The sequence below is a fragment of the Candidatus Electronema sp. JC genome (assembly GCF_048287365.2).
Classification (GTDB): Bacteria; Desulfobacterota; Desulfobulbia; order Desulfobulbales; family Desulfobulbaceae; genus Electronema.
This window is the reverse complement of the sequence record NZ_JBLWEM020000035.1, coordinates 24,645-49,994: the sequence shown is the minus strand read 5'-3', so window position 1 is coordinate 49,994 and position 25,350 is coordinate 24,645. Positions and strand designations below refer to the sequence as shown.

The following is a 25,350-nucleotide window of genomic DNA, read 5'->3' as shown; positions in this document are numbered from 1 at the left end:
CCTTTTGCGCGAAGGAACCTCCGTGTTTTCCAGCAAGGCGCCTTGCCGCCTGAGGCGGAGGATCCTTCTCAAAGCGGCAAAGAATGTCTTGACAGCGGCGCCGCGCCGTTTTAGGATGGACGGCTGTGGGTTTCGCGGTCATCTCAGCCAATTAACCAAGAAGGAGCGGCGATGGCAGCGCTTCGCAGCGGGACATCCGGGTGAGCAGCTTCAATCTCTTCAATCTTCTTTGTCAGACACCATGAAACATATCATCCTCATCGGCGACGGCATGGGCGACACGCCTGTTCCCGCGCTGGGCAACAAAACTCCGCTCGAAGCGGCCTGCAAGCCGACAGTTGACCGGCTCTGCGCCTTGGCCGAGCCGCTGTTGGTGCGCACCGTGCCGCCGGGCTATCCGCCGGGCAGCGACGTGGCCAACCTCTCCCTGCTCGGCTACGAGCCGGACAAATGCTACACAGGCCGCGCCCCGCTGGAGGCCGCGAGCATGGGCATCGCCATTCCGGCGGACGGGGCGGCCTTCCGCTGCAACTTGGTCACGGTCGAATACGGGCCGGACGACCAGCTGACCATGATCGACTACAGCGCGGGCCACATCAGCACCGCTGAGGCGGCGGAGCTGATCGCGGCCATTCAGGATGCCTGCGGAACGGCGCGGCTCCAGCTCCATGCGGGAGTGAGCTACCGCCACCTGCTCATGCATCATGGCGCAGTGCCGCAGGGGCTGCGCACGGTGCCGCCGCACGACTGGATGGACAAGGACGTGACAGAGTTCTATCAGCAGCAGCTTGCCGCCGAGCATTTGGCCAAGCTGCTGCGCTGCGCCCGCGCTGTGCTGGCCGAACACCCAGTGAACCAGCAGCGCATTGCCGCAGGCAAGAAGCCCGCCAACGGCATCTGGCTCTGGGGCGAGGGCGGCAGGCCGCAGATGGAGACGCTGCAAACGCGCTGGTGCCTGACCGGCAGCCTGATCTCCGCCGTGGACTTGCTTAAAGGCATCGGTGTCTGCGCCGGGCTGGAGGTGGTGCAGGTGCCGGGCGCGACCGGCTATCTCGACACCAACTATCAAGGCAAGGCGGATGCGGCCCTGAAGGCTTTGGAGACGCAGGACTTTGTTGTCGTGCATATTGAGGCCCCGGATGAGGCTGGACATCAGGGATCGCCCAAGGACAAGGTGCAGGCCATCGAAGACTTTGACAGCAAGATCGTCGCCCCGATAGCGGCAGAGATGAACCGGCGCGGCGGGCCGTATCGTCTCGTCGTGGCGATGGATCACTACACCCCGATTGCCCGCCGCACCCACGAGGACTGGCCGGTGCCGATCTTCATCTACGACTCGCGGGGGACTGGTAAGCAGTCCGGCCTGAGCTACACCGAGGCGAACATCAAGGGCGTGGCCGAGCTGCTGGACAGCGGCGCGGTCTTCTTCGCCCGCCTTGTCCAGCAGGAGCGGCGGCATGGCTGACCTGAGCATGGAGCTGATTGAGCCGGTCTTCCGCATGGACTGTCGGGTGATCTATGGCGACACCGACGCAGGCGGCATCATCTACAACGCCAATTATCTCCGCTTCATGGAGATGGGCCGCACCGAGATGATGCGCGGCCACGGCCTGCCCTACAGCGCGATGGAGCAGGAGGGGATCATCCTGCCGGTGACGGAGTGCTATTTGCGCTATAAAGCGTCGGGCCGCTATGATGATCTGCTCACCATCGCTGTCAGTCTGAATGAGCTGACCCTCTTCACCCTCCGCTTCCACTACCGGATCAGCTGCCAGCGCGGCGGCAAGGAGCTGCTGTTAGTCAAGGGCTTCACCAAGCACGCCTGCATCGACCGCCAAGGCAGGCTGATGCCTTTCCCGGACAGCGTCATGGCGCAGATCAGCCGCGTCCGTCCGCCGGAGAAAAGTTGAGACCTATCATTTTCCCTCTTGACAGGGCAGCCGGAGGAAGGTATAGTGTCCGCCATGTGACGCGGGGTGGAGCAGTCTGGTAGCTCGTCGGGCTCAATTCCGCAAGATTGACAGAACAGCGTGGACACTAAGCTCAAGGGCGACATCGCTGAACAGGCGGCTGTGCTTCAGGCTTTGAAGCGTGGCTGGGCAGTTTTAAAACCTGTTGGAGACCGGCTTCCGTATGATATGGTCTTTGACGTGGAAGGGGTTTTTGTAAAAGTTCAAGTGAAGTCTGCGTGGTTTGACGAGAAACGGGGCAATTATGTCGCGGACACTCGTCGGACGAAGACAAACCGCAGAGTTATGGTTCGAGAGAGCTATAAGCAGTCAGATTTTGACTTCGCGCTTGTGTACCTTCCAGAGGCCGAACTGTTCTATGTTTTTCCAGTAGAGGTGTTCCTCAGCTACGCCAGTGAAATACATCTGGTTGAAGCTGACAAACGGCAGCGCAAGCCGCGTTCTGCCGTCCACCGTGACAGGTGGGAGTCAATTTTGCAATGGGCTGCATGTAGGGAAACGTACATGCGATCGCCTCTCAAAGTCGGGGAAGCCTTTGGCACTGGTAATCCCGAGCCAAGCCTTCGTCAGAAGGAAGGTGTAGAGACTTGATGGGAGGCACCCTAACAGTTCAAGCTGAGGGTGAAGGGAAAGTCCAGACCACAAACTGAAGCAGTTCAGGCGGCGAAAGCCGAAGTGGTACGCATAACCCGAAGGTCATCGGTTCAAATCCGGTCCCCGCTACCACGAGCATTCAGGAGGCTGAACATTGTTCAGCCTCCTTTTTTATTGCCTGTTGCTACACGGCCACCCCGAACAGCCTGCCCACAGCGGCGGTCAGACCCATGGCCAAGGTGCCCCAGAAGCAGACCCGCACTGCCCCGCGCAGCGGCGAGGCCCCGCCCGCAACAGCCGCTGTCGCGCCCAGCGCGGCCAGTAGGGCAATCGCCAAGCTGGGTATCAGCCAGAGCAGGGCCGCTGCCGGAGCCGTCGCCGCCGCCGCCACAGGAAACGCGCCGCCCAGCGTGAAGGCGGCGGCTGACCAGAACGCGGCTTGCAGCGGCTGGGCGCTCAGTTCGGCGGTGATGCCGATTTCATCCCGCGCATGGGCCTCCAGCGCGTTGTGGCGCATGAGCTGCCGCGCCACCTCTTCCGCCAGCTCCGCATCCAAGCCGCGCTCCCGATAGATGGCGGCCAGCTCCCTGTGCTCCGCCTCATGGTTGTGCTCCAGCGCATGAGCTTCCATCTGAAGGTCGGCGCGTTCCGTGTCTTCCTGCGATTTTACTGAAACATACTCGCCAGCGGCCATGGACATGGCTCCGGCAGTCAGTCCGGCGACACCCGCCAAAAGGATTTGCGCGCTGTCCGCACCAGCGGCGGCGATGCCCACCAGCAGGCTGGCTGTGGAGACGATGCCGTCATTCGCGCCGAGAACCGCCGCCCGCAGCCAGCCGGAGCGGTGGATTCGGTGATGTTCGGAGTGATGTGTGCCGCTCATCTGAATTATTTTCCTGCCTTCGGTTCCTGCACCTTCGCGTCGAGCAGGTCGGCGAACGGCTCCAGATTTTTGCCCGCAGCTGAGAGGAGCTGATGACGGGCCTGATGGTAGCCTGCCACCGCCTGCGCCAGCCGCCCGTAGGTGGCGGTGAGGTCGCGCTGGGCCTCGTTGAGACGGGTCAACGAGGCGGCTCCGGCCTCGTATTCATTTTTAGCCAGCTTGCGGTTCTCCTTCACTAATTCGACGCTCTCCTGTTGGAGGCGCACCTGCTTGGCCGCAGCGGTCAGCAGGGCGGCATCCTGGCGGATCTCCGCCGCGATGCTGTTGCTCAGGTCGGCGCGGCTGTAGGCCGCCTCCCGCTTGCCCTGCCGGGCCTCCAGTGCCGCCGCCTCGACCGCTCCGCCAGAGTAAAGATTCCACGTCAGGCCTAAGGCCAGCGACGCGCCGAAATCCTCCGGCAGCAGTTCCTCCTGGCTGACCAGCCCGGCCTGTCCTGAAAGCCGCACCTTGGGCGCGCTCTGCGCCTCAGCCGCGTTGATGCCTGCCTCGGCGGCCTTGATCTGCCATGCCAGCCGCTTCATGTCCGGGCGGTTTTTCAGAGCCTCGCGGATCATGGCCTCAGTGTCGGCCGCCGACTCCTCCTCGGAAGGAACAAAGTTCTGCTCCAGCGCGGCTAGCTCCGGCAGAGCGGCAGCCTCCACCACTGCAAGCAGGGCGGCCAGGCCGTAGCGGGCCGCCTCATACTGCCGCTTGGCGTTGATCAGGCTATTTTTGGCCGTGTTCACCTGCACCCGAATATTGAGCACATCACCCCAGGAACTGGCTCCGGCATCAAAGCGGTGCTGCGCGTCCTTAAGCTGCTGTTCGTAGAATTCCTGATCTGCCGTGGCGATGTCAATCGAGGTTCTGGCTAATTGGGCGTTGTAGAACGCGTCAGCCACAGCAGCGACAAGCAGCCGCTGGCTGTTGCGCTTGGCTGCCGCCGAGACCTTTTCGCCCTGTTCGGCCTGCTCCTGCTGGAATTTGCGGGCATGGCCGTCAAACATGAGCCACGAGCCTTGCAGGCCGACCGAGCTGTTTTCGTTGATGTCGCCGTCCTTGTTGCTCTGCGCGCCGACATTGGCGGCTGCGTCAAGGCTGGGCTGCTGGCTGGCAATCGCCTGCTTGATTTTCGCCTTGGCCTGCTCGATCCGGGCCTGCGCCGCGCCGATGCCCGGATTGCCCTTCAGGGCCAGCCGCTGGGCAGCCTGCAAATCCAAAATCTTGGCCTTGCTTTCAGCGGCAGATGCGGGCGAGACGGCGGTCTTGTCCGCATCTGCCTGCGGTTTCGCATCGTCTTTTCCCCACGCCGGGACGACAGCCAGACAAAAGGCCAGTCCGGTCAGAGTGATCCGTTTGTTCATAATTTTGCTCCTGATACGTTAATTGCGCGGCGCCGCCGCAGGAGGGGCTGGGCCGTCGTTCACGACATTGGCGGCCAACGTTTTCTCCGGCAGCAGCTTTTGCTCAATAATCTGGGCCAGCGTTCTGCTTTTTGCGCCCTGCGGGTCAGCGCGGTGGAGGAAATCGAGATAATCGGAAAACTCCTGCACTTCATGCGGCGAGCTGTGATTGACAGTGCCGTACACGCCGGAGCGCATTGAGCTGAAAACCTGCATGGCGGGCGCGGCCTTGGCCATGAAATGATGGGTCAGCCATTTCCGCTCAATACCGTTGACCGTGCCGACGGAAACATACTCGTTCCGGCCTTTTTCCGGCTGAATATCCACTTCCTGCCGACCTAGCTCGCCGTAATTGGCGAAACCGGAGCAGGTGTCATAGATGATCGCGTCGGGCAGAGCATTTTTGAATCCTTCATCATTCATGCAGCCGGATTTGATTTCAGGATTGAGCCGCCGCAATTTGGCGGTGAAGTCAGTCAATGTGCCGTAATAGGTTTCAGAACCGTACACCGCTTGAAAATCATGCCCGCCTGCCTTAGCCCGCCATGCCTCGGCCTCCTGCCGCGACAGGGCGGAATAGCCGTCCCAATTGCCATGGCCGACGCTGTGATGATGGCCGGCGATTTCATGCCTGCTTTTTTTCCAGCGTTCCAACGCGGCAGCCCGATCTTTGTCTGATAAAAGATAATCCGCCCAATGCGGAGCAAGCATGATGGTCAGCTTGATGTTATACGCATCAGCCTTGGCAATCATCTTCGTGAGAATGCCATAGGATTCATCCGTGAAAAATTTGTTCTGCTGGTGATTGAACGGCTCGTTATGCACGGCGATGAAATAATAAGGAATCGGCTTAGGCTGGGCGGCAAGGCCAGATGCTGCCGCGCTGAGGCAGAGGATCAGGCAAAGAAGGATTTTCATGGAGGCCACAGTGAAGGAGGAAATGCCGGACGGCAAAAAAAGACCGGCAGCGTCTGAGCCGCTGCCGGAGAGAGTCATCAATACCCTCGGCCGTAGTCAGGCCGGGGCGGACGACGGTCGAACTCTATCTCAGGCCGCCGCTCGTAGCCGTCGCGTCTGTAATCAGGCCGATGGTCAGGACGGCGGTCAAAGTCGCGCCGCATCCTGATGCCCGCATAGGGAACAAAACGCTCCCGGCCTCTGGAAGGATCCACATAGACCATCACTCCAGCTTTGAACGTCACCGGCCCCCGCTCCATTCTGCTCTCGCCGCCGCTGCGGCTGCGGAGAAAACTACTGACTGTCTCCAAGAGCATTCTGCCTGCGTCGCGCCGTTCGGACCGGCCAAAACTGTACAGGGCTGACGCGCCGTAACGGCCTTCCGCCTGCCGCACCGCCTCGTCAACCAAGTATCTGGCCCAGTCACGAGCCGCATCCCGGTTGTGCAGCAAAACTCCGGGCGCGACCTCGCCTGCCTCGGCTTCCCGGCCCCGCAGCTCCGCGCCGTAGGCGACCTGCCAGCCGCCGCGCTCCACTGTGTCCTGCGCGCTGCGCCGGTCTTGGGCAAAGCCCTGCGGCGCGGCGGCAAGAAGAAGGAAAAGAAAAACAAGAATAAATTTTGACGCTTTCATGGCAGCCTCCTGCCCTTAGTTGATCCTGTGGGATTTATTTTTATGCGGCAAACATGCCAGCTGCTGCGCTGCTTTTCCTTTCAGCATCCAAGATGCAGTTTGTTGTTTAGCAATCACCTCCTTTTTCAGGAGAGGTCAATGCAATCTGGAAAAATTAAGTATAAAGCCAATCCAGCCCGCTGTCAATTTTTTCCGCCGCCGCGCTCATTGAAATTGCAGCGTATGCTCATAGCTGCGCCGCGTGCCGTCATCCAGCGTCACATCGGCCCGCAGCAGAAAGACACCCCAGCCGACGGCTGTCAGCGGATGGCCAAGACGGGAGCTGTCGCCCTGCCGCCTGCTGGGATTGAACGTGGAATGCAGGTGATAGGTGACAGAGCTGATCCGGCGCAGAAAGGGCGCAGGCCCGTCAATAAAGGCGGTCCACTCCCAGCGGTCGCCGCTGATCTGGCGGGCGGTGTTGGTCAGCCTGAAGGCGTTCAGCGGATCAGCCGAGGCATCCGGGAAAAACTGCTCCTGCTGCTGCGGCGCGGCGGAGGACGGCGGCGCCTGCTGCCAAGGAACGCTGTCCTGCCGCCGCCAGTCTTTCTGCGCCGCTGCGCTCCGCAGAGCCACATAGGGAACAAACAGCCGTCCGAAGCGGCCTCTGCGCTCCAGCACTCCGGCCTTGAATTTCAGACCGTTCAGATCGAGCGTTCCGCTGCCGGAACGCGGGCCGCGCAGCAGCTCCCGCACCGTGCGCACGGTGAAGCGCATGGTCTGAAACTGCTCCTCCTGACTGAAGCGGCTGCTCCCTGCCGCCTCAGCCGCCTGCTGAATCAGCGCGTTGGCCCAGTCGTGCAGCCGCATCATTTCCATTGTGCCGCGCCCGGCAAAAATGGAAATGCCCGGCGCGACCTCGCCGCGACCGGCTTCCTGCTCAGTCAGCTCGGCGCTGTGGGCGGCCCGCCAGCCTTCCTCCTCAACATCGCGCTCCGCCTCCTGCCGCCAGCGGCCCTGCGCCGCAGCCCAGTCAGCGGCGGCCAGACCGAAAAAAAGCAGCAGAGAAACCGCCGCCAGCATCCAATGCGTCCTCTTCATGTCATTCTCCTTCTTTTTGAATTTGAACCGCCTTGCGCGCGAATTCGATGATCTTTTGTTCAACCTTGAAAAAGGCTGCCGGGCACTCTTCAGCCGCCGGGCTGCTGCGGCAGACCACCTGCTTTGCCGCGCCGCCAGCCTCCTGCACAACGATGCGAGTGGCATAGCTGCGCTCCTGCGGCCCTGCTCCGTATGCGTCCTTCAGCTCGTGAAAGCCGTTTTCCCGGATGCGGCGCAGCAGCTCCGCCGCCTGCTCCGGCGAAATGCTGACGCTCCGCTCCTTCGTCACTGTGCGGGAGGGCGCGGCGGACACCGGATTGTCGTGCTCCGCCTCCGCCTTGGTCTCGGTCAGCCGCAGGTCTTCAGTCAAAGCCACCCGGTGAAAAGGCGCGTCATAAACCACTATGAAGGCGGGGGCCGCAGCCGGCCTGCTCCCTGAAGCCGCAGCGGCGGCAGGAACGGCGGCCAGCAGCGCGGTCGCAGTCCATCGGAACCAGTTCATTCTGCTCCTCCCCTGCTTGGCGCAGGCTCTGGCGGCGGCCCGGCGCAGGCCGCCGCCAATTTTTTTTCCCCGTTCAGAGCTGCCCGCACCGCGCAGGCCAGCTCGGTCTTGCTGAAAGGCTTCATCAGCAGGGCGCGGATGCCGAGAAAGGCAGCCTTCTGCTCGTCCATCAGCTCGCTGAATCCAGTGCAGAGCAGCACCGGCAGGCCAGGCCGCAGCGCGAGCAGCCTGGCGGCCAGCTCGGCGCCGGTCATCTGCGGCATGGTCATGTCGGTCAGCACCAGATCAAAGCTCTCCGGCTCCGCCGCAAACAGGGCCAGCGCGTCCGGACTGCTGGTCCGGACCGTGACCTGATAGCCAAGACTGACCAGCATGTTCATGGCCAGCTCGGCGATGTTGACATCGTCGTCCACCACCAGCAGCCGCTCGCAGCCGCCAGGCAAAGGCGCGGCGGCGGCGCATGGCCCCTTTTCCTGCGCCGCTTTGATCACCGGCAGATACACCGAGAAGGCCGCGCCGCAGCCCGGCTCGCTGACCACGGCGACATCGCCGCCAAAGTCAAGAGCGATGCTCTGCACCAAGGCCAGCCCCAGCCCCGTGCCCTCGCCTTTATCCCTGGTGGTGAAATACGGCTCGAAAATTTTCTCCAGCAGCTCTTCCGGGATGCCGGGGCCGGAGTCGCGCACCTCAAGCTGAAGATAGGAGCCGGGCGGCAGCCGCAGCCTGCCCGGAATGGTCTCCGCAGCCAGCTCGGTCTGCCGCAGGAAGACCTCCAGCAGGCCGCCGGTTTCACGCATCGCGTGATAGGCGTTGGTGCAGAGGTTCATCACCACCTGATGAATCCGGGTCGGATCGGCCAGCACGGTCCCGCAGGCCGGATCGAGCCGCTGCCGGATTTCAATGGTCGCGGGCAGCGAGGAGCGCAGCAGCTTGAGCGTCTCCTTGATCACCGGCTGAATGCGCAGCGGCTGCAATTCCTGCTCGCACTTGCGGCTGATGGCCAAAATCTGCCGCACCAGCTCCTTGGCCCGGCCTCCGGCCCGCAGCACCTCGTTCAGCCACGGGGCGATGCTGCTGCCTTCAGGCAGAGCGTCCAGCGCCATTTCGGCGTAGCCGAGGATCGGGCCGAGAATGTTGTTGAAATCATGGGCGATGCCGCCAGCCAGCGTGCCGATGGCCTCCATCTTCCGCGACTGCCGGAGCTGGGCCTCCAGCTTCTTGCGCTCCTGCTCCTCCTTTTTCCGCCCGGTGATGTCGCGCATGATCGCCCGCACCGAGACCACCCTGCCGTTCTCCAGCAGAGGCACCGCGCTGACCTCGACATCCACCTGGCCGCCGCTGCGGGTGATCAGTGCGGTCTCATGCTGCTGCATGGAGCGACCGAAAGTGAAAATCTGCTCCAGCGCCTGGGCGGTTTTGCGGCGGAACTCAGGATGGACAATGTCTAACAGCGGCGTGCCGACCAGCTCCTCCTTGAGGCAGCCCAAAGCCAGCAGCTCCGCCGGATTCGCGTCCACAATTTTTTTCTCTTGGCTGAGAATGTGGATCATGTCCGGCGCGTCATTGAACAGGCTGCGGTACTTGCGCTCGCTCCGGCTGAGGGAGTCCTCAGTCTGCCTGCGCTGCACGGCCAAGGCGAAGACAGCGGCCAGCCGCTCCGCCGCCGCCAAATCCGCCTCAGCGAAATCTCCCTCCTTGTTCGCCAGAGCGATGCGGCCCACGGCCCGTCCTTCAATCACCGCCGGAACATGCAGATAATTGCGGTACGGCAGATGCTCCGGCTGCATTCGGACCGCCTGCGCCGGAGCGGACAGCGTGTTGGTGTAAAAACTCTGCCTGGTGTTGAGAACGCTGTCCCAAGGCATTTCCGTCAGCTGTCCCAAGCTCCCTTCCTCTTCCGCCCCTGTCTCCTGCGCGGCCTTGGCCATGCCGTATTCGCAGCCGATCAGCTCCCTTGCCGCCCGGCCCACCAGCTTTTCCACCTCACGGACCGGCAGGGAGCGGGAGATCAGCGCGTCAGCGGCCTGAGCCAGCGTCCGGTTGACGGCCAGCTCCCAGAGCAGCTCTTTTTCCGTCCGCAGCCGTCCGGCCATCTCCGCCTGCAAACTGTCCCGGCTCTGCTGAAGGGCGGCGGTGCGCTGGCGCACTTTTTCCTCCAGCTCGTCTTTGTGCGCGTTCAGCTCGCGAAAGAGGGTGTTGTAAGGCTGGGTCAGACCGGTGGCGATCACCGCCCGGTAGATGGCGTAACAGGAAAAAATACGGAAGAGATGGCTGGCAAAGCTGGCCAAGCTCAGGCGGCTGGCGTGAAAGGTCTGAGCCAGCTCCGCCGCGATGGCCAGCAGCACGGCGGCCTGCATCAGACGCAGCACCTCGCGGTCAAAGCTGGCGCGATGCCAGTGCAGAAGCGGCAGCGAGCAGGCGAGCAGCACGGCGACAAAATATTCGCCTTGCCGCTTGAACTCCGTCAGTCTGCCGCTTTCCGTCTCGCAGGCCGGAAAAACCGGGCAGATGAAAATCAGAAGCAGCAGCAGGCAGGAAATCAGCAGACAGGCGGCCATGGTCCAGCCGACGCTGCATTTCCGGCGGATGAAGCAGAAGGCCAGCAGCAGGGAGCAGCTTTCCATGCTCCGGGCCGCCAGCCAGAGCTGCTCCGAGGCCCCGGATGCGGCCAGGGCTGGCGGAAAAATGCCCATGCCCGCGCAGGTCAGGCAGTGCAGGAGGTCGAGCAGGCCGATGAAGAGATAGGCCATGCCGAGGAAAAGAAAAAAATGATTGCTCTGGATGTGCCGGGTGTTCCACGCGAAAATAAAAATCGCGCAGGCGATGATGACGCTGAAGAACTCCGACAGGGTATGGAAAAGCAGGTAGTTGCAGAGGCTGATCAGGTGCAGGCCCAGCGCGATGCACAGCAGGGCGATGCAGGGCAGGGAAAAACGGCTTCCGTTTATGATCTTCGCTCTGGTGTCCATGTTCCTGAAAGGAAGGCGGGGCGGCAGCCGCCTACCAGACCGCCCGCAGCCCTTTCGCCTTGCGGAACTGATCAATCTTCCGCTCCAAATCCACCCGCCATTCGGCGTGAATGCGGGCGGCGGACGGCGCAATCAGCTCCGGCAGGCCGTACACCAGACGGTCGGCGGCGCGGCTGGCTTCAATCACCGCCTCGATGGAGCGGGCGCCGAATTTGTAATCCGCCAGCAGCAGGCGGAGGAGCAGGCCGGAGGTCTTGCGGGCCGCGCTCTTCCAGTGGGTGTGCATCTGGTGGGCGATGATGAAGGCCCGCTTGAGCAGGATGCGCCGCAGCTCCTCCAGCTCCTTTGCACTGGCTGAATCCTTGAGCAGATACTCTGGCACCTCGATGCCGTCAATGTCCAAAACCACCCGCAGGCGGCTCATGAAGTCCGGGATTTTCAAGGTTTTGATCAGTTGCAGATCCTTTGGCTTTTTCGGCGTGAGCAGCCGCTCCATGCCCTCCCAGCTCGCCTTGACCCCGCCCGCGAAGACGAAGATTGCCCGGCCTATATGATACGGAATGCCCTGCACGTAGGTCACGCCGTCCTGCATCGCCGGAAGAAAATAGCGGAGGTAGCCGAACTCGTGGCCGTCATAGCGGCAATCGAACTCGTCCCAGAAGGCAATGGGCACCTTGCCCTGCGCCACCGAGGCGCGGATGGGGTCGATGGCGGCGTTGATCTCGTCCGGGCTGGCGAACTGGGTCAGGTTGAATTCAAAAAACACAAAGGGGCTGCTCTCATAATGCCGGGCGATCTCGTTGGCCACCTGCTTGACCGCAAAGGACTTGCCGGAGCCGGGCGGGCCGAACACGCCGATGCAGAGCGGACGCAGCACCGACTCCTTGGAAACATAGGAATCCATCACCTGATGCAGGGTCAGCACCGGGTCAATCTCCGCCGGATCGGTGGTGCGAAGATGGCCGAGCCGGAAGATCGGCAGATTGTCAAAGCCGGTGTCCCGGTTCACCTCTTCTTTCAGGCAGTGCAGCACCGACATGATGATGTCGATGTAATTGAGCGGCGCGTCCTCGTTTCTTGGATACGGATAGTCGTACTGATGCCGGAAGAGCGAACGCAGAGCCTTTTTCTTTTTCTCGCCCCAAGCCTGTCCGGCGGCATGTTCCAAATTCTCCTCAAACTCCGGGGTGAAATACGGCAGCTCAATAAAGGTCGGGTCAATGTTCAAGCTCTCGGCGCAGGAACAGGGCAGGCCGCTGAGGCAGGCTGAGGAGCAGTCCAGCACCGGCAGGCGCAGCCCGTCGTCAAAATGATAGCCATGCTCGTTCAGCCGCTGCCAGTTGCAGAGCACCTGCTTGGAGAAATCGTAGAAGGCGCGGCGGGAAAAATCAAGGCCATTTGAGCGCAGTGCCTTCAAGGTCAGCATGGCCGTGACCATGGTGTCGTAGCAGGGCACAGAGCCGCGTTTGCGCGAGGAGCTTTTTTCCGGCAGGCTGCCCTTGCGGCAGCGAAAATAGACAGCCTCCGGACCGACATAGAGGATGGCGTGCGGGAACATCTCGATAATGACCCCGCAAAGGAAGCGGTGCCGCACGCTGTCCCAGAGGCCGACCTCCGGGGTGCGCAGGGCGCGCAGGCACATGGCGACAATGGTTTCCCAATTCACCGAGGAGTCCATCTCCATCCGGGTGGTTTCCAAGTCGGAGAGGCGGCAGAAGAGGGTGAAGCGCTCGCCGAGCAGCTTGGCCCAATGCTGCCAGTGGGCGACAGAAATGCCCAAAGCCACGCACCACATGCCGGGATTCAGCTCGCTCATCTCGTCGCAGATCTGCGGCGGCATCCCGGAGTCGTCAATCAAGACCATGCCGGTGTTGCCGCCGGCAACTGCGTACTCGTGCCCGCTGAAGGTGAAGAGCGGGGCCGCCGCGCCGCGCTCCTCGGCAGGCAGGATCTGCTTGGTCATGAACCAGCCCTCGGCGCGTCCGTCCTTGCCGCTCCGCCGCTTGCGGAAAAGCTGGTAGACCTGCCGCTCCGCCCCGTAGGACAGGGTGTTGATCTTCGGATGCAGCTCCGAGCCGGCGAGATAGGCGGAAAGCCACGTCAGGCACTGCTCCAGCCGCCCGTGCTCAATCGTCACCGGCCCGGCGAGCAGGACGATGTTGTCGCCGGGATTGTAGCCGTAGGCGGGCAGGCTGCCCTCCTCCAGCAGGCTGACCTCTTTGACCGGCATGTTGGTGATTTTGACATTGGAGCCAAGAAAAAGTATCTTTGCGCTGTCGGAGGCGGTCTGCATCGGCGGTTCAGGTCAGGAAAATAAAGGGCGGCTGTCCCGGAATGCCGCCGCAGGGCGGCTCAGGCTTCACAGATCATTTACAGCGGAAAAGAAATGTCTGTCAACAGCTATTCTTGGAAGCGTCCTGCGTTTTCTTGCAGTTCTGCCGGAAAAGACGGGACAAATGCGGCAGCAGGCTTTCCTCGCTGTCTGAAGGAGGTTTGTCCTTGACGATGGGAACGGAACAACGTAAAATACAGTATTTTCATGCCCGCTGTTCTCAGTCCCTTCCCTTTTTTAAAAATTTGATCAAATTCGCTTGAGGAATTGTCATGAACACCCATGCCAGCCGCATGGCGCTCTGCGCCTGCATGATCTTCGCTCTCACCTTGACCGCCTGCGGCCCCAAGCCGGTGGAGCCGTACCCCAAGCAGAAGGCGGGCGGCAGCACCTTTTATGACGCTGACTCCGGCCTGACGACTGATGACGCTGCCGCTGAGCCGTCCTACGGCGTGGACGCTGGCGAAAACTACTCCGCCTTGGACAACCTGCCTTCGGCGCCTGGTTCCGCCGCCGACATCTACAATTCGCCGGAAGCCGCTCCAGTGGTGGAGGCCCTGAGCGCGGGCGGCGGCCCGGCGGAGAAAGCCCCCGGCTTCACTGCCGACAAAAGCGCCGCCTACAAGCGGAAAAATGGCCGCTCCTCGCCGGAGCTGAAGTCCATTTATTATAATTTCGACCAGTCCAGCGTCCGCACCGACCAAGTGGCCAAAATGGAAGCCAACGCGCAATACATGAAGAAACATGCGCAGGCCCGTGTGGTCATCGAAGGCAACTGCGACGAGCGCGGCACCAGCGAGTACAACTTGGCGCTGGGCGAGCGCCGGGCCGTGAGCGCGAAAAAATATCTGCTCAATCTGGGCGTTGCGGCCAGCCGGATCAGAACCATGTCTTTTGGCGAGGAGCGTCCGCTCTTTGTCGGCTCCGAGGAGTCTGACTACGAGATGAACCGCCGCTCCGACTTCGTGCTGGAGTAAGCCGCCCCAAATTTCTTTCATCCCAATAAAAAAAGGCCGCCTGTGGAAAACAGGCGGCCTTTTTTATTGTTCCCTGCCGCTTCAGCTCAAGGCGCCGCAGCACTTCTTGTACTTCTTGCCGGAGCCGCAAGGGCAAGGCGCGTTGCGGTTGATCTTCTCCGCATCCTGCTGCCGCCCTGACTGCCTGCCTTCGGCGGCGTTGGCCAGCAGCATCCGCTCCAGCTCCTCCTCGCGCCTGCGCCGCTGCTCCTCCTCCATGCGGGCCACGTCGTCCTGCTGGACGATGCGGACATACATCAGATTGCTGATCGTCTGCCCTTTGACCGCCTCGACCATGCCCGCGAACATGTCGAAGCCTTCCTTCTTGTACTCGTCGAGCGGGTTTTTCTGGCCGTAGCCGCGCAGGCCGATGCCCTCTTTGAGATGATCCATGTTGAGCAGATGCTCTTTCCACAGCGTGTCCACCACTTGCAGGAGGATCATCCGCTCCAGATGGCGCATCTGCTCCACGCCGTTGCGCTCCTCCTGCTCGCGGTAGGCCTGGCTGACAGCGGCCAGCAGCAGCTCGCGCAGCTTGTCGCGGCTGATTTCGTGCCGTTCCGCAGGCAGCCAGCCGGGCTGGATGTTGAACTGCTCCGCCGCCTTCTCCTCAAAGAGCAGCCAGTCCCAGTCCTCCGAGGGTTTGCGCTCCTCGGCCACGCTGTCCACCAAGCTCTCCGCAAGGTCGCCGACCATGTCCCGGATGATGTCGGAGATGTCCTCGCGCTCCAGCACTTCGCGGCGCTGGGTGTAGATCACCTCGCGCTGCTTGTTCATCACGTCGTCGTACTCAAGCAGGTGCTTGCGGATGTCGAAGTTGTGGCCCTCGACCTTGCGCTGGGCGTTCTCAATGGCCTTGGAGATCATCGAGTGCTCAATCGGCTCATCCTCCTCCATGCCCAAACGGTTCATGATCGAAGTCAGGCGGTCGCCGCCGAAGATGCGGAGCAGGTCGTCCTCAAGGGAGAGGTAGAAGCGGGAGGAGCCGGGATCGCCCTGGCGGCCTGAGCGTCCGCGCAGCTGGTTGTCGATCCGGCGGGACTCGTGGCGGCTGGTGCCGAGGATGTGCAGGCCGCCTGCCTCGCGCACGCCTGCGCCGAGCTTGATGTCGGTGCCGCGTCCGGCCATGTTGGTGGCGATGGTGATCTTACCCAGCTGGCCAGCTTGGGCGATGATCTCCGCCTCGCGGTCGTGCTGTTTGGCGTTGAGCACCTCGTGCGGGATGCCCTCCTTCTTCAGCATGTCGGAAATCAGCTCGGACACGTCGATGGAGATGGTGCCGACCAAGGCAGGCTGGCCTTTCTCATGCAGCTCCTTGATCTCCCGGACAACAGCGCGGTACTTGGCGGCCTGATTCTTGTAAATCACGTCGGCCATGTCGATGCGCACCACAGGCCGGTTGCTCGGAATCACCACCACGTCGAGATTGTAGATTTTCTTGAACTCCGCCGCCTCGGTGTCCGCCGTGCCGGTCATGCCAGCCAGCTTCTTGTACATGCGGAAGTAGTTCTGGAAGGTGATCGAGGCCAGCGTCTGGTTCTCCTTCTCAATCTTCACGCCCTCCTTGGCCTCTACTGCCTGATGCAGGCCGTCCGACCAGCGGCGGCCTTCCATCGTCCGGCCTGTGAACTCATCAACAATCACCACCTCGCCGTTCTTGACGATGTAGTCCACATCCTTCTTGAAGAGGACGTGCGCTTTCAGGGCCTGATTGACGTGATGCAGCCAGCCGATGTTGCGCGGATCGTAAAGATTGTCCACGCCGAGCAGCTCTTCGGCCAGCATCACGCCTTCATCGGTGAGCAGCACCTGGCGGGACTTCTCGTCCTTGGTGTAATGCTCCTCCTCGCGGAAGCGGGGCATGACCGCGTCCACCTTATGGTAGAGATCGGTGGACATCTCAGCCGGGCCGGAGATGATCAACGGCGTGCGGGCCTCGTCAATCAGGATCGAGTCCACCTCATCGACAATGGCGAAGTTGAAGCCGCGCTGGCAGTAGTCGCTGAGGGCGAACTTCATGTTGTCGCGCAGATAATCGAAGCCGAACTCGTTGTTGGTGCCGTAGGTGACATCAGCGGCGTATGCCTCGCGGCGGGCGCGGTCGTCCATGCCATGCAGAATCGCGCCGGTGCTCAGGCCGAGAAAGTGATAGAGCTGGCCCATCCACTCCACGTCGCGGCGGGCAAGGTAGTCGTTGACCGTGACCACATGCACGCCTTTGCCGCTGAGGGCGTTGAGATAGACAGCGGCGGTCGAGGTCAGCGTCTTGCCCTCGCCGGTCTTCATCTCCGCTATTTTGCCCTGATGCAGGACCATTCCGCCGATGAGCTGGACATCATAATGCCGCTCGCCCAGCACCCGTTTCGCGCCTTCCCGGCAGACGGCAAAGGCTTCCGGCAGCAAGCTGTCCAGCGTCTCGCCGCCTGCGCAGCGCTCCTTGAACTCGGCGGTCTTGTCCCGCAGCTGGCTGTCAGTGAGCGGCTCCACCGACGGCTCCAGCCGGTTGATCTGCTCCACTGTTTTTCGCAGGATTTTGATCTCGCGGTCGTTCTTGCTGCCGAATATCTTCGTTAATGCTTTGCCTATCATGCTTGCTCTCCGCAGACGGAGCTGTTCAGCTCCGCGCCGCCAGGATTAGTCGTTGGTCCAGATCAGCGCCTCTTCGTCGCAGTCCGGGAATTTGGGGCACTGAATGCAGTCGCTCCATATTTTATGCGGCAATTCGCTTTTTTCAATGGGCGCAAAGCCTAATTTGCGGAAAAAACCGCCCTGGTAGGTCAGGGTGAAGACCCGGCCTATTTCCAAGCTCTTCGCCTCATGAAGACAGGAGCTGACCAAGGCGCGGCCAATGCCCTGCTTGTGGCTGCTCTCGGCCACAGCCAGCGAGCGTATCTCGGCCAGATTTTCCCAGCAGATGTGCAGGGCGCAGACACCCTGCACAGCGCCGCCTTGGTCATAAACGACAAAGTCGCGCAGGTCGTCGTAGAGCGAGCTGATGGAGCGGCCCAGCAGCAGCCCCTTGCTGGCGAACTGCTGGAGCAGGCTGTGGATCGGCTTGACATCGCCCATGCGGGCCGGACGGATGAGGCTGGCGGCGGAACAACTGGCGGCTCCGTTCATGATCGGCATTTTTCGGCTGAAGGTTGCGGATGAGGAATGGGTTGAGGCGAAAACCATGCAGAGTAACCCGCAGCCGCTGTTTGGTCAAGGCCGCAGATCATTCCGCCCTGATTCCGGCAGGCTCCGGCGGGCTTATCCGGCGTTTCCGCTCCGTCGGCAGGAGCAGCACCTCCTCGGACTCCGGCAGATGCCGCAGTTCCGGCTCCGGTGCCGCGCTGCGGATTTCAGGGGGACGGTCAGCGGACACAGACGGGGCAGCAGGCGGGCTGGAGGTCGGCGGCGGATAAAGAATGGTCTGTCCCGCCCAGATGCCGAGCAGGAACATCCACAGAAAAAGGCAGAACACAACCACGCCGATGCCGACTATGCCGCTGAGGCCGAGCTGAACGGTGAAAACCGGGCCGGACGGCTCGCGTGTGTCATGCTGCTGCTCCGGGGCTGTGTGCTTGCGGCGGGACATGAGGATCGGGAAAAAGGTGGCTGAAACGGCTGCTGCCTGCCTTTTATAGCAAATTCCGCCGCAGGGGGGCAAGGGGTTTTCCCCTTGACGCGGCGGCGGAGTGCTGTTCGGCGCGGTATAATCAGCAGCGTGGCTCTTTCTTTTTTCCTTTGAACTCAACTGCCAACTGCGATAATGCCTGTCAGCAATCCTTGCCTGCGCTGCGGTGCCTGCTGCGCCTTTTTCCGGGCCTCTTTTTACTGGGGCGAGACCGAATCCGGCACGCCCGGCGGCGTGCCGGATGACCTTGTTGAAAAAATAAACGATTTCCGGGTGCAGATGAAGGGCACGCGCGGACTGAACCCGCGCTGCGTCGCGTTGACTGGCGAGATCGGCAGGAGCGTGGCCTGCGCGATTTATGAACACCGCTCCTCAGTCTGCCGGGCCTTTCAGCCCTCGCTCCTGGACGGCGCGGTCAATGAGGACTGCGACCGGGCGCGGGCCGCGCACGGTCTGAAGCCGGTGACTCCGGCTGACTGGGGCGTGGAGGATTTTCCTAAAGCCGCCTGAGGCCGCGCATGTTTTTGGCGAAAAAAATTGCGCTGTTCTTTTTCCTCAGCCTGCTCAGCCCGCATCCTGCCGCCGCCGCGCTGTCTCCGCCGCCCGCGCCGCTGGCCCGGCATCCAACGTGGCTGAAGCTGCTGCATTTTGACCGCGAGTCCGGACAAAGCGAAATCCTCAGCCCGGACTTCTTCCTTGCCTCTGACGGCAGGCAAAATGCTGAGGCCGAGCTGCGGGCGACGCTGGCCGCCTATGCCGCGCCGTGGCCGGAAGACGGGAACAGCCATGCCCGCTGCCGCTTTCCCGCCCGCTATTTCTGGCTGAACCAGCAGCTTCACTTGCCGGACTATCAGCCTGTCCCTGCCCAGTGCCGCGCCTTGGCCCGCTGGTCGCTGCCGGAAAAAACGCAGTCGTTCAGCCTCTTCCTTGTCAGCGGCTATCTCGGCAATCCGGCCTCAGTTTTCGGCCATTCGCTGCTCAAGCTCAACACCAAGGCGCAGGACGATCAGGCCGGGCTGTTTGACCTGACCGTCAACTACGGTGCGCTGGTGCCGGAGGACGAGCCGGTCGCGCTCTACATCCTGCGCGGCCTTGGCGGCGGCTATCAGGCAGGCTTCTCCGACCGCTATTTCTATACGCAGGACCTGGTCTATTCCCGCACCGAGTTCCGCGACATCTGGGATTATGAGCTGCTGCTCACGGACGCGCAGCGCACTCTGCTTGTGCTGCACCTCTGGGAGGTGCTGGGCAAGAAGTTTGCTTACTATTTCCTCGACAAGAACTGCGCCTTCCGGCTGGCCGAGCTGCTGGAGCTGGTCTTTGACGAGCCGCTGCTGGAGCGGGCCAAGTTCTGGTATGCGCCGGTGGAGACCTTGCATCGGCTGGAAGACCTTGACCGCCAGCGCAGGGCCGCTGGCCAGCCCGGCCTGATCAAATCGGTGCGCTTCATTCCTTCGGCGCAGCGGCGGATGCGGCATCAGTTCAGCCTGCTCCGTCCTGAGGAGCAGGCGGCGGCGCGGGCGGTGATCCGTCAGGGGCCGGACTCCCTGCAAGAACATTTGGCCGAACTGAAGCCGGAGCGGCAGGCTGAAGTTGCGGACAGCCTGCTCGCCTATGCCAATTACCGGCTGACCGCCGAGCAGCCCGAACCCAGCGCGGCGGCCAAGGCGATGAAAAACCGCCTGCTGCCCGCCCGCTTCCTCCTGCCGCCCAGCAGCGGGCCGCTGGCGGAGCCGCCCGCCCTGCCCTCTCCTGCGGCTGGCGACAAACCCATGCTCGTCAGCCTTGGCGCGGCGTATGATGCGCGGCAGCAGGCGCAGCTGCGTCTGCGCTGGGCGCCGTTCATTCAGGAGAGCTTGGGCCGCAACAGCCTGGCCGGCGACGAACTGGCGGTTTTGGACACCTCAGTCAGTCTCGGCGGCAAGGAGGACGCGCTGTTCTTGGAGCAGCTGGATCTGATCCGCATCCGCAAGATCAAGACGAACTTCATGGCTGAGGACGGGGAAAATCCTTGGTCGTGGCAGCTGCGCGGCGGCGTGGCTGAGGATGAGGGCCGTTATGATGCGCTGTTGCAGTTCGGCATCGGCTGGGCCTGGCAAATCAGTCCGCAGCTGACAGCCTATGCCATGACTGACGCGGCGGCGCACAGCGTGGAGCCGTATCTCCGCCTGCGCCCGCAGCTTGGCCTGCTGGCTGGAAACGGCGGGATCAAAGGCCGCCTGCTGGCTGGATTGGCAACGGTGAATTATGAAGGCGATGCTCAGCCCTTCCTCAGCGCGGAGCTGCAAGCCGGACTGTCCGCGCAGACCGCCTTGTGCATCAGCGTGGAGCAGGCGGAACGAACGGCGCTGACCGCCGAGCTGAAGTGGTTCTGGTGAATTGGAGAGCGCGCACGCGGCCAAGTTCTTGCAGTTTCAAGAAACTGCCCCGTTGTCCGGGCTGAAAAAATGTAGTACAGTACCCTGCCCTTTCAGCCGCCTGCGCGGCATTCATCAATCAGACCGGAGTCTTTCAGCATGAGCCTGAGCGTCAGCAAGCTGTCCGTCATCTACCGCACCGAGCACGCGCTGATCCACGCCTTGGACGAAGTGGATTTGGAGCTTGCGCCCGGAACCAGCACCGCTTTGATCGGCGAGTCCGGCTCCGGCAAATCCACCTTGGCCTTGGCCTGTCTTGGCCTGCTGCCGGAGGGTGCAATCATCGGCGGCGAGATCAGGCTGAACGGAGAGGCGGTGGATTACGCCGATCCGGCGGCAGTGAGCCGCCTGCGCTGGTTCCGGGTGGCGATGGCCTTCCAGAACGGCACGGCCAACCTCAACCCGGTGCATCCGGTCATCGAGCAGGTGGCCGAGCCGCTGCTCTGTCGGACAGCGAGCAAACGCGCAGAGGCATTGGCGATTGCCGCGCAGGCCCTCAGCCGCCTCGGCCTGTCTGAACAGGAGCAGCAGCGCTATCCGCACCAATTGAGCGGGGGCCAAGTGCAGCGCGTCATGCTGGCAATGGCCTTGGTTCTTGACCCGGACGTGCTGATTTTAGACGAGCCAACCTCCAACTTAGACGCGGCGACCAAGCTGGTGGTGGCTGAGGTCATCCGCGAGGCCAAGGCGCGGGGCAAGGCGGTGCTGCTCATCACCCACGACCTTGAGTTCGCAGTTCAGGCCGCTGACCGGGCCGCCGTCCTCTACTCCGGTCAGCTGATGGAGCAGCTGCCTGCGGCCAAGCTGCTCACCCTGCCGCATCATCCTTACACCATGGCCTTGGGCCGCGCCTGCCCGGACATGGAGCGCGCCAGAGACCTTGGCGGCATCCGGGGCGAATCCCTGCGCCGCAGCGCTGATTTGGCCGCTCTGCCTGCGGTTTTGGCACAGCGCAACGGGGCCTCGCTCCGCCCGCCCGGCTGTCTTTTTGCCGACCGCTGCACTCAGGCTGTGGCGGAATGCTCCAGCAGCCAGCCGCAGTTAGAGGCGGTGGAGGAGCACACGGTGCGCTGCCTGCGCCGGGGCATCGTCAAGCTGCTGGAGCTGCGCGGGGTGAGCAAGAGCTACAAGGAGATGCAGGCTCTGCGGCCTGTTGACCTGACTGTCCGCGCCGGCGAGGTCTTCGCCCTGATCGGCGAGACCGGGTCGGGCAAGTCCACGCTCTCGATGATCGCCTCCGGCAGCCTGAAGCCGGACAGCGGCAGCCGCCTCTTCGACGGCAGGGACATGGACGAGTGGATCCGCAGCGACTACAAATCGCTGGCCCGGCGCATCGGCGTGGTCTATCAGAACCCCGCCGAATCCTTCAGCCACCGCTTCACTGTTTTCGACATCCTCACCGAGCCGCTGAAAATCCACGGCATCACCAACAAGGTGCTTCACATCGAGCGGGCGCACGAGGTGCTGACGCAGGCGCATCTGCCGGAAGACGATGCCTTTCTCCGGCAGTATCCGCACCAGCTCAACATGGGCGCGCTTCAGCGTCTGAGCATCGCCCGCGCCCTGATCCTGCGGCCTTCGCTGCTCATCGCTGACGAGCCGACCAGCGCGCTGGATCCCAGCGTGCAGGCCAAGGTGCTCAAACTGCTGCTGCATCTGCAAACCGAGCTGGGCCTCTCGCTGCTCTTTGTCACCCACGACCTCGCCTTGGCCCGCAAGGTCAGCGACCGCGTCGGCGTGCTCCTCAAGGGCGAGCTGGTGGAATGCGGCCCAGCCTCAGCAGTGCTGGAGCGGCCCGCGCATCCTTACACCCAGTTCCTCATCGGCAGCGCGCGAGGGACTGAACGAAGCCATTTTTCAACGGCTTTGGCTGCATGAACAGCCTTGGCCCGCTCCTGCCGGACACTCCTTTATGAACACACCTGAGATTCAGATCATTGACCCGCTGGAGATCGAAGCCGAGAGCTTCCGCATCATTGAGGCCGAGCTGGGCCAGACCGCCTTCAGCCCGGAGCAGTTCGCCGTGGTGCGACGCTGCATCCACGCCACCGGCGACTTTTCCTTCGCCGAGACCATGCGTTTTCACACTGACGCGGTGGAAGCCGGGCTGCGGGCGGTCCGCTCTGGCAGGAATATCCTCGTGGACGTGAACATGGCGGCCAGCGGCATCTCCAAGCAGCTGCTGGCGCGGTTCGGCGGCAGGGTGGTCTGCCGGGCAGGGGACGCGGAAGCTGCGGCGATGGCTGCGGCGCGGCGCATCACCCGCTCCGAGGCGGCGGCGGAGCTGGCCGCTGGCGAGAACATCGGCATCGCTGTTATCGGCAACGCGCCCACCGCCCTGCTGAAGATCATGGAGCTTATGGAACGCGGCCTGTTCGCCCCGGACTTGGTCATCGGCGTGCCGGTGGGCTTTGTCAACGCGGCGGAGTCGAAAGCGATTCTCGCCAGCAAGCCGTATCCCTTCATCACCGCGCTGGGCCGCAAAGGCGGCACGCCGGTGGCGGTGGCCGCTGTCAACGCCCTGCTGCGGCTGGCCTGAGATGCAGGCCATGCTCTTGGCCGCCGGATTCGGCACCCGGCTGCGCCCCTACACCTTAGTCCGGCCCAAACCGCTCTTTCCGGTCTGCAACGTGCCGCTGCTGCACATCCTGCTGGACAAGCTGGCGGCGGCAGGCTGCCGGAAGACCGTGGTCAACGGCTGTCATCTGGCGGAGCAGATCGCCGCCGCCGTGCGCGGCAGGCCGGAGGTTATCCTTCAGCGCGAGGAGGATATCCTCGGCACCGGCGGCGGCCTGCGCCTGGCTCTGCCACAGTTCGAGGACGGCCCGGTGCTGGTGATGAACGGCGACATTTATCATGACATCGCCCTGCCTGCGCTGCTGGTCGCCCACGCCGCAGGCGGTCACGCAGTGACGATGGCCCTGCACGACTGCCCGCGCTTCAACACGGTGCGGACACGCGGCAGCCGGGTCTGCGGCTTCGGCCAAGCGGAAGCGGGCGAAACCCTGCTCGCCTTCACCGGCATTCATGTCGTTGAGCGCGAAGTGCTCCGGCAGATTCCGGCGGCAGGCTTCTTCCATATTATCGACCTCTACGCCCGGCTGGCAGAGGCAGGGCAGGTCGGCCTGCTCCGCGTGGACGGCAGCTTCTGGCAGGACATCGGCACCCCGGCAGACTATCTCGACCTCCACCGCCGTCTGCTGGCTGATAAAACGTCCTCGTGGGTAATAAGTAGTCAGGCTGTGGCAGGAAACGGGGCGGTGTTCAGGGACTGGGGCGCGGTCGGCCCCGGCGCGGTGATCGGGGCAGGAGCGCAGCTCGCCCGCTGTGTTGTCTGGGAAAACGCGGTGATACCGCCCGGCGCGAAGCTGGCTGACCAGATCGTCCTGCCCTGACGCTGAGTAAGAACTGCTCACCTCGTGCTGGCCGCAGGGTAGAAAGTACCCAGATAGAGCGTAATGAAAACTATTCTCATTTAGCCTGCGGCAGCGTGTCAGCAAGGGGACATCCATCTGAATCAGCTTGATAAAGATGCCCTGCGTCAGCAGCCACGCACGTTCTGGCACGGTTTTTGCAGAAAGCGGATTGGGTTGCGGATTGCTCCATCGGCAGTTCAGCAGTTTACTCCTCCGCCCCCCTCCTCCAAGAGAACTGCCAGGTGCGCAACCCTAATTTTATTCCCTTGAACAAAAAATCCCTGCTGGAGCTGCATCAGGCAGCCTGAGCAGGTTGTGGTCACGCAGCCGGGCCGGGCAGCACAAGTCTGGCTGATGCAGCGTTGCAGGATTTTCTCGGCGGTGTCCGGGCAGGCGAGATGAAACAGCCCGCCTTGGCCGCAGCAGCGGGGGCCGTCTTCCGGCTCCGCCAGCGAGAAGCCCATCTTCCGCAGCAAACGGCGCGGGCTGACCATGCCCTCCTGCCGGAAGCGGAGATGGCAGGGGTCATGCCAGAAGACCCGCAGGCCGTCCGCATTGTCCGGCGGCAGCCGCTCCTTGAAAAATGCAGTGAATTCTTGAATCCGCCCGGTGAAGCTCCGCGCTTTTTCGCGCCACGGATCGTGTTCCGCAAACAGCTCCGGCAGCTCCAGCAAATGGGATGAGCAGGAGGCGCAGGAGGTGATGACCGGCCCGCTGCCGGCAAAGGCGGTGATGTTCCGCCGCGCCAGCTCCCGCGCCAGCTCTGTTTTGCCCGAACTCCACGCCGCCAGCCCGCAGCAGCATTGCTGGGCGGGAATCTGCGCGCTCAGGCCGCAGCGGCCCAGCAGGCGCAGCGTCGCCGCCGCGATGGACGGCTGGAGATGCCGGGCGAAGCAGCCGACAAAATACGCAAATCCGTCCCCACGTTGCGGCCCGCTTTCCGGCGGCGGCGGAAGATCTGGCATGAGGCACTCCTCCGCCAAAGCCAGCTTCAGCCGCAGGCCGGAATTTTCCGGCAGGAAAGGCAGCCGCTTCAACCTGACTCCCATTCTCACCAAACTGTCCAGCAGCACCGGACGGGCCAACGCCGCGCAGGCGGCGGCCTTGCTCAGGCTGCCCGGCGCAAGCAGCGGCGGCAGACGGCTGCGGGCCTCGGCGGTCAGCCGGGTGATCGGCAGGCGGCGCGGGCAGATCTGCTCGCAGGCCCCGCAGAGCAGGCAGCGGGTGAAGACCTCGGCCAGCGCGGCGGTCGGCGGCCCCGAACACGCGGCCAGCAGGTGCAGCCTGCCTCTGGCGGTGAGCGACTCGCGGCCTTCCGCCCGGAAGACCGGACAGACTGTCATGCAGGCCCCGCATTTGGCGCAGCCTGTCTCCTTGCTGTTTCCTGTTTCCATTCCGCCTGAATAACAAAAAGCCCCGCCGCTGTCGAGAACTATTCGCAAACTGCCTCCGGCGTTCCTGCTGGACGAAATTTTTACTTTAAAAAATTGATTAATTTCAAATTGATATCTAATGGGGGGG

Annotated in this window: 21 protein-coding genes; 9 read left to right on the top strand and 12 right to left on the bottom strand. The window is 62.7% G+C overall.

Annotation, left to right across the window (positions count from 1 at the left end):
- Positions 1-241: 241 nt before the first annotated feature.
- From ACNKH3_RS05820 to ACNKH3_RS05810, 3 genes are all read left to right on the top strand, one after another.
- On the top strand, positions 242-1,465 hold the full coding sequence (locus ACNKH3_RS05820) for a cofactor-independent phosphoglycerate mutase (RefSeq protein ID WP_417915825.1): 1,224 nt from the start codon (positions 242-244) through the stop codon (positions 1,463-1,465).
- Complete coding sequence (locus tag ACNKH3_RS05815; protein WP_417915824.1) at positions 1,458-1,910, top strand: acyl-CoA thioesterase; 453 nt, start codon at positions 1,458-1,460, stop codon at positions 1,908-1,910. Before ACNKH3_RS05820 ends, ACNKH3_RS05815 begins: the two co-directional genes overlap by 8 nt.
- 120 nt (positions 1,911-2,030) lie before the next feature.
- Entirely contained in the window at positions 2,031-2,561 is a 531-nt protein-coding gene (locus tag ACNKH3_RS05810; protein ID WP_417915823.1) for a group I intron-associated PD-(D/E)XK endonuclease, read from the top strand.
- Positions 2,562-2,748: 187 nt separating this feature from the next.
- On the opposite strand, the gene ACNKH3_RS05805 is transcribed toward ACNKH3_RS05810, so the two are convergent.
- The 8 genes from ACNKH3_RS05805 to ACNKH3_RS05770 form a co-directional block, all read right to left on the bottom strand.
- The gene (locus ACNKH3_RS05805) at positions 2,749-3,447 is read right to left on the bottom strand and encodes a VIT1/CCC1 transporter family protein (protein WP_420208573.1); all 699 of its coding nucleotides are present in this window, start codon (positions 3,445-3,447) and stop codon (positions 2,749-2,751) included.
- A gap of 5 nt (positions 3,448-3,452) precedes the next feature.
- A complete protein-coding gene (locus tag ACNKH3_RS05800) occupies positions 3,453-4,850 on the bottom strand; it encodes a TolC family protein (protein ID WP_420208572.1) in 1,398 nt (465 codons plus the stop codon).
- An 18-nt stretch (positions 4,851-4,868) separates the two neighbouring features.
- Entirely contained in the window at positions 4,869-5,885 is a 1,017-nt protein-coding gene (locus ACNKH3_RS05795; protein ID WP_420208571.1) for a hypothetical protein, read from the bottom strand.
- The gene (locus ACNKH3_RS05790) at positions 5,885-6,478 is read right to left on the bottom strand and encodes a hypothetical protein (protein WP_417916440.1); all 594 of its coding nucleotides are present in this window, start codon (positions 6,476-6,478) and stop codon (positions 5,885-5,887) included. Before ACNKH3_RS05790 ends, ACNKH3_RS05795 begins: the two co-directional genes overlap by 1 nt.
- A gap of 204 nt (positions 6,479-6,682) precedes the next feature.
- The gene (locus tag ACNKH3_RS05785) at positions 6,683-7,558 is read right to left on the bottom strand and encodes a pYEATS domain-containing protein (RefSeq protein ID WP_420208570.1); all 876 of its coding nucleotides are present in this window, start codon (positions 7,556-7,558) and stop codon (positions 6,683-6,685) included.
- A 1-nt stretch (position 7,559) separates the two neighbouring features.
- The gene (locus ACNKH3_RS05780) at positions 7,560-8,060 is read right to left on the bottom strand and encodes a hypothetical protein (RefSeq protein WP_417916442.1); all 501 of its coding nucleotides are present in this window, start codon (positions 8,058-8,060) and stop codon (positions 7,560-7,562) included.
- Positions 8,057-11,029 carry an MASE3 domain-containing protein gene (locus ACNKH3_RS05775; RefSeq protein WP_420208569.1) on the bottom strand — a complete coding sequence of 991 codons (2,973 nt, stop codon included), beginning with the start codon at positions 11,027-11,029 and terminating at the stop codon, positions 8,057-8,059. Before ACNKH3_RS05775 ends, ACNKH3_RS05780 begins: the two co-directional genes overlap by 4 nt.
- Before the next feature lie 31 nt (positions 11,030-11,060).
- Positions 11,061-13,322, bottom strand: coding sequence for an AAA family ATPase (locus ACNKH3_RS05770; protein WP_420208568.1), 2,262 nt, complete (start codon positions 13,320-13,322; stop codon positions 11,061-11,063).
- 311 nt (positions 13,323-13,633) lie between these two features.
- Between ACNKH3_RS05770 and pal the strand changes: the two genes are divergently transcribed.
- Entirely contained in the window at positions 13,634-14,338 is a 705-nt protein-coding gene (gene pal / locus ACNKH3_RS05765; protein WP_417916718.1) for a peptidoglycan-associated lipoprotein Pal, read from the top strand.
- A gap of 81 nt (positions 14,339-14,419) precedes the next feature.
- Here pal and secA read toward each other — a convergent pair whose 3' ends face one another.
- From secA to ACNKH3_RS05750, 3 genes are all read right to left on the bottom strand, one after another.
- Positions 14,420-16,966, bottom strand: coding sequence for a preprotein translocase subunit SecA (secA, locus tag ACNKH3_RS05760; protein WP_417916719.1), 2,547 nt, complete (start codon positions 16,964-16,966; stop codon positions 14,420-14,422).
- Positions 16,967-17,011: 45 nt separating this feature from the next.
- Complete coding sequence (locus tag ACNKH3_RS05755; protein WP_420208567.1) at positions 17,012-17,506, bottom strand: N-acetyltransferase; 495 nt, start codon at positions 17,504-17,506, stop codon at positions 17,012-17,014.
- Between the two features lie 88 nt (positions 17,507-17,594).
- Positions 17,595-17,957, bottom strand: a complete 363-nt coding sequence (locus tag ACNKH3_RS05750; RefSeq protein ID WP_420208566.1) for a hypothetical protein — start codon at positions 17,955-17,957, stop codon at positions 17,595-17,597.
- 174 nt (positions 17,958-18,131) lie between these two features.
- Between ACNKH3_RS05750 and ACNKH3_RS05745 the strand changes: the two genes are divergently transcribed.
- The 5 genes from ACNKH3_RS05745 (at position 18,132) to ACNKH3_RS05725 (ending at position 23,808) form a co-directional block, all read left to right on the top strand.
- The gene (locus ACNKH3_RS05745; protein ID WP_417917134.1) at positions 18,132-18,506 is read left to right on the top strand and encodes a YkgJ family cysteine cluster protein; all 375 of its coding nucleotides are present in this window, start codon (positions 18,132-18,134) and stop codon (positions 18,504-18,506) included.
- A gap of 8 nt (positions 18,507-18,514) precedes the next feature.
- Positions 18,515-20,374 carry a DUF4105 domain-containing protein gene (locus tag ACNKH3_RS05740; protein WP_420208565.1) on the top strand — a complete coding sequence of 620 codons (1,860 nt, stop codon included), beginning with the start codon at positions 18,515-18,517 and terminating at the stop codon, positions 20,372-20,374.
- 138 nt (positions 20,375-20,512) lie between these two features.
- On the top strand, positions 20,513-22,291 hold the full coding sequence (locus ACNKH3_RS05735) for an ABC transporter ATP-binding protein (RefSeq protein WP_417917132.1): 1,779 nt from the start codon (positions 20,513-20,515) through the stop codon (positions 22,289-22,291).
- Positions 22,292-22,325: 34 nt separating this feature from the next.
- A complete protein-coding gene (locus tag ACNKH3_RS05730; protein ID WP_420208564.1) occupies positions 22,326-22,952 on the top strand; it encodes a precorrin-8X methylmutase in 627 nt (208 codons plus the stop codon).
- A gap of 1 nt (position 22,953) precedes the next feature.
- A complete protein-coding gene (locus tag ACNKH3_RS05725) occupies positions 22,954-23,808 on the top strand; it encodes a sugar phosphate nucleotidyltransferase (RefSeq protein ID WP_420208563.1) in 855 nt (284 codons plus the stop codon).
- A 218-nt stretch (positions 23,809-24,026) separates the two neighbouring features.
- Here the strand turns inward: ACNKH3_RS05725 and ACNKH3_RS05720 are convergent, their stop codons facing one another.
- The gene (locus ACNKH3_RS05720; protein WP_420208562.1) at positions 24,027-25,223 is read right to left on the bottom strand and encodes a (Fe-S)-binding protein; all 1,197 of its coding nucleotides are present in this window, start codon (positions 25,221-25,223) and stop codon (positions 24,027-24,029) included.
- Between the last annotated feature and the right edge of the window lie 127 nt (positions 25,224-25,350).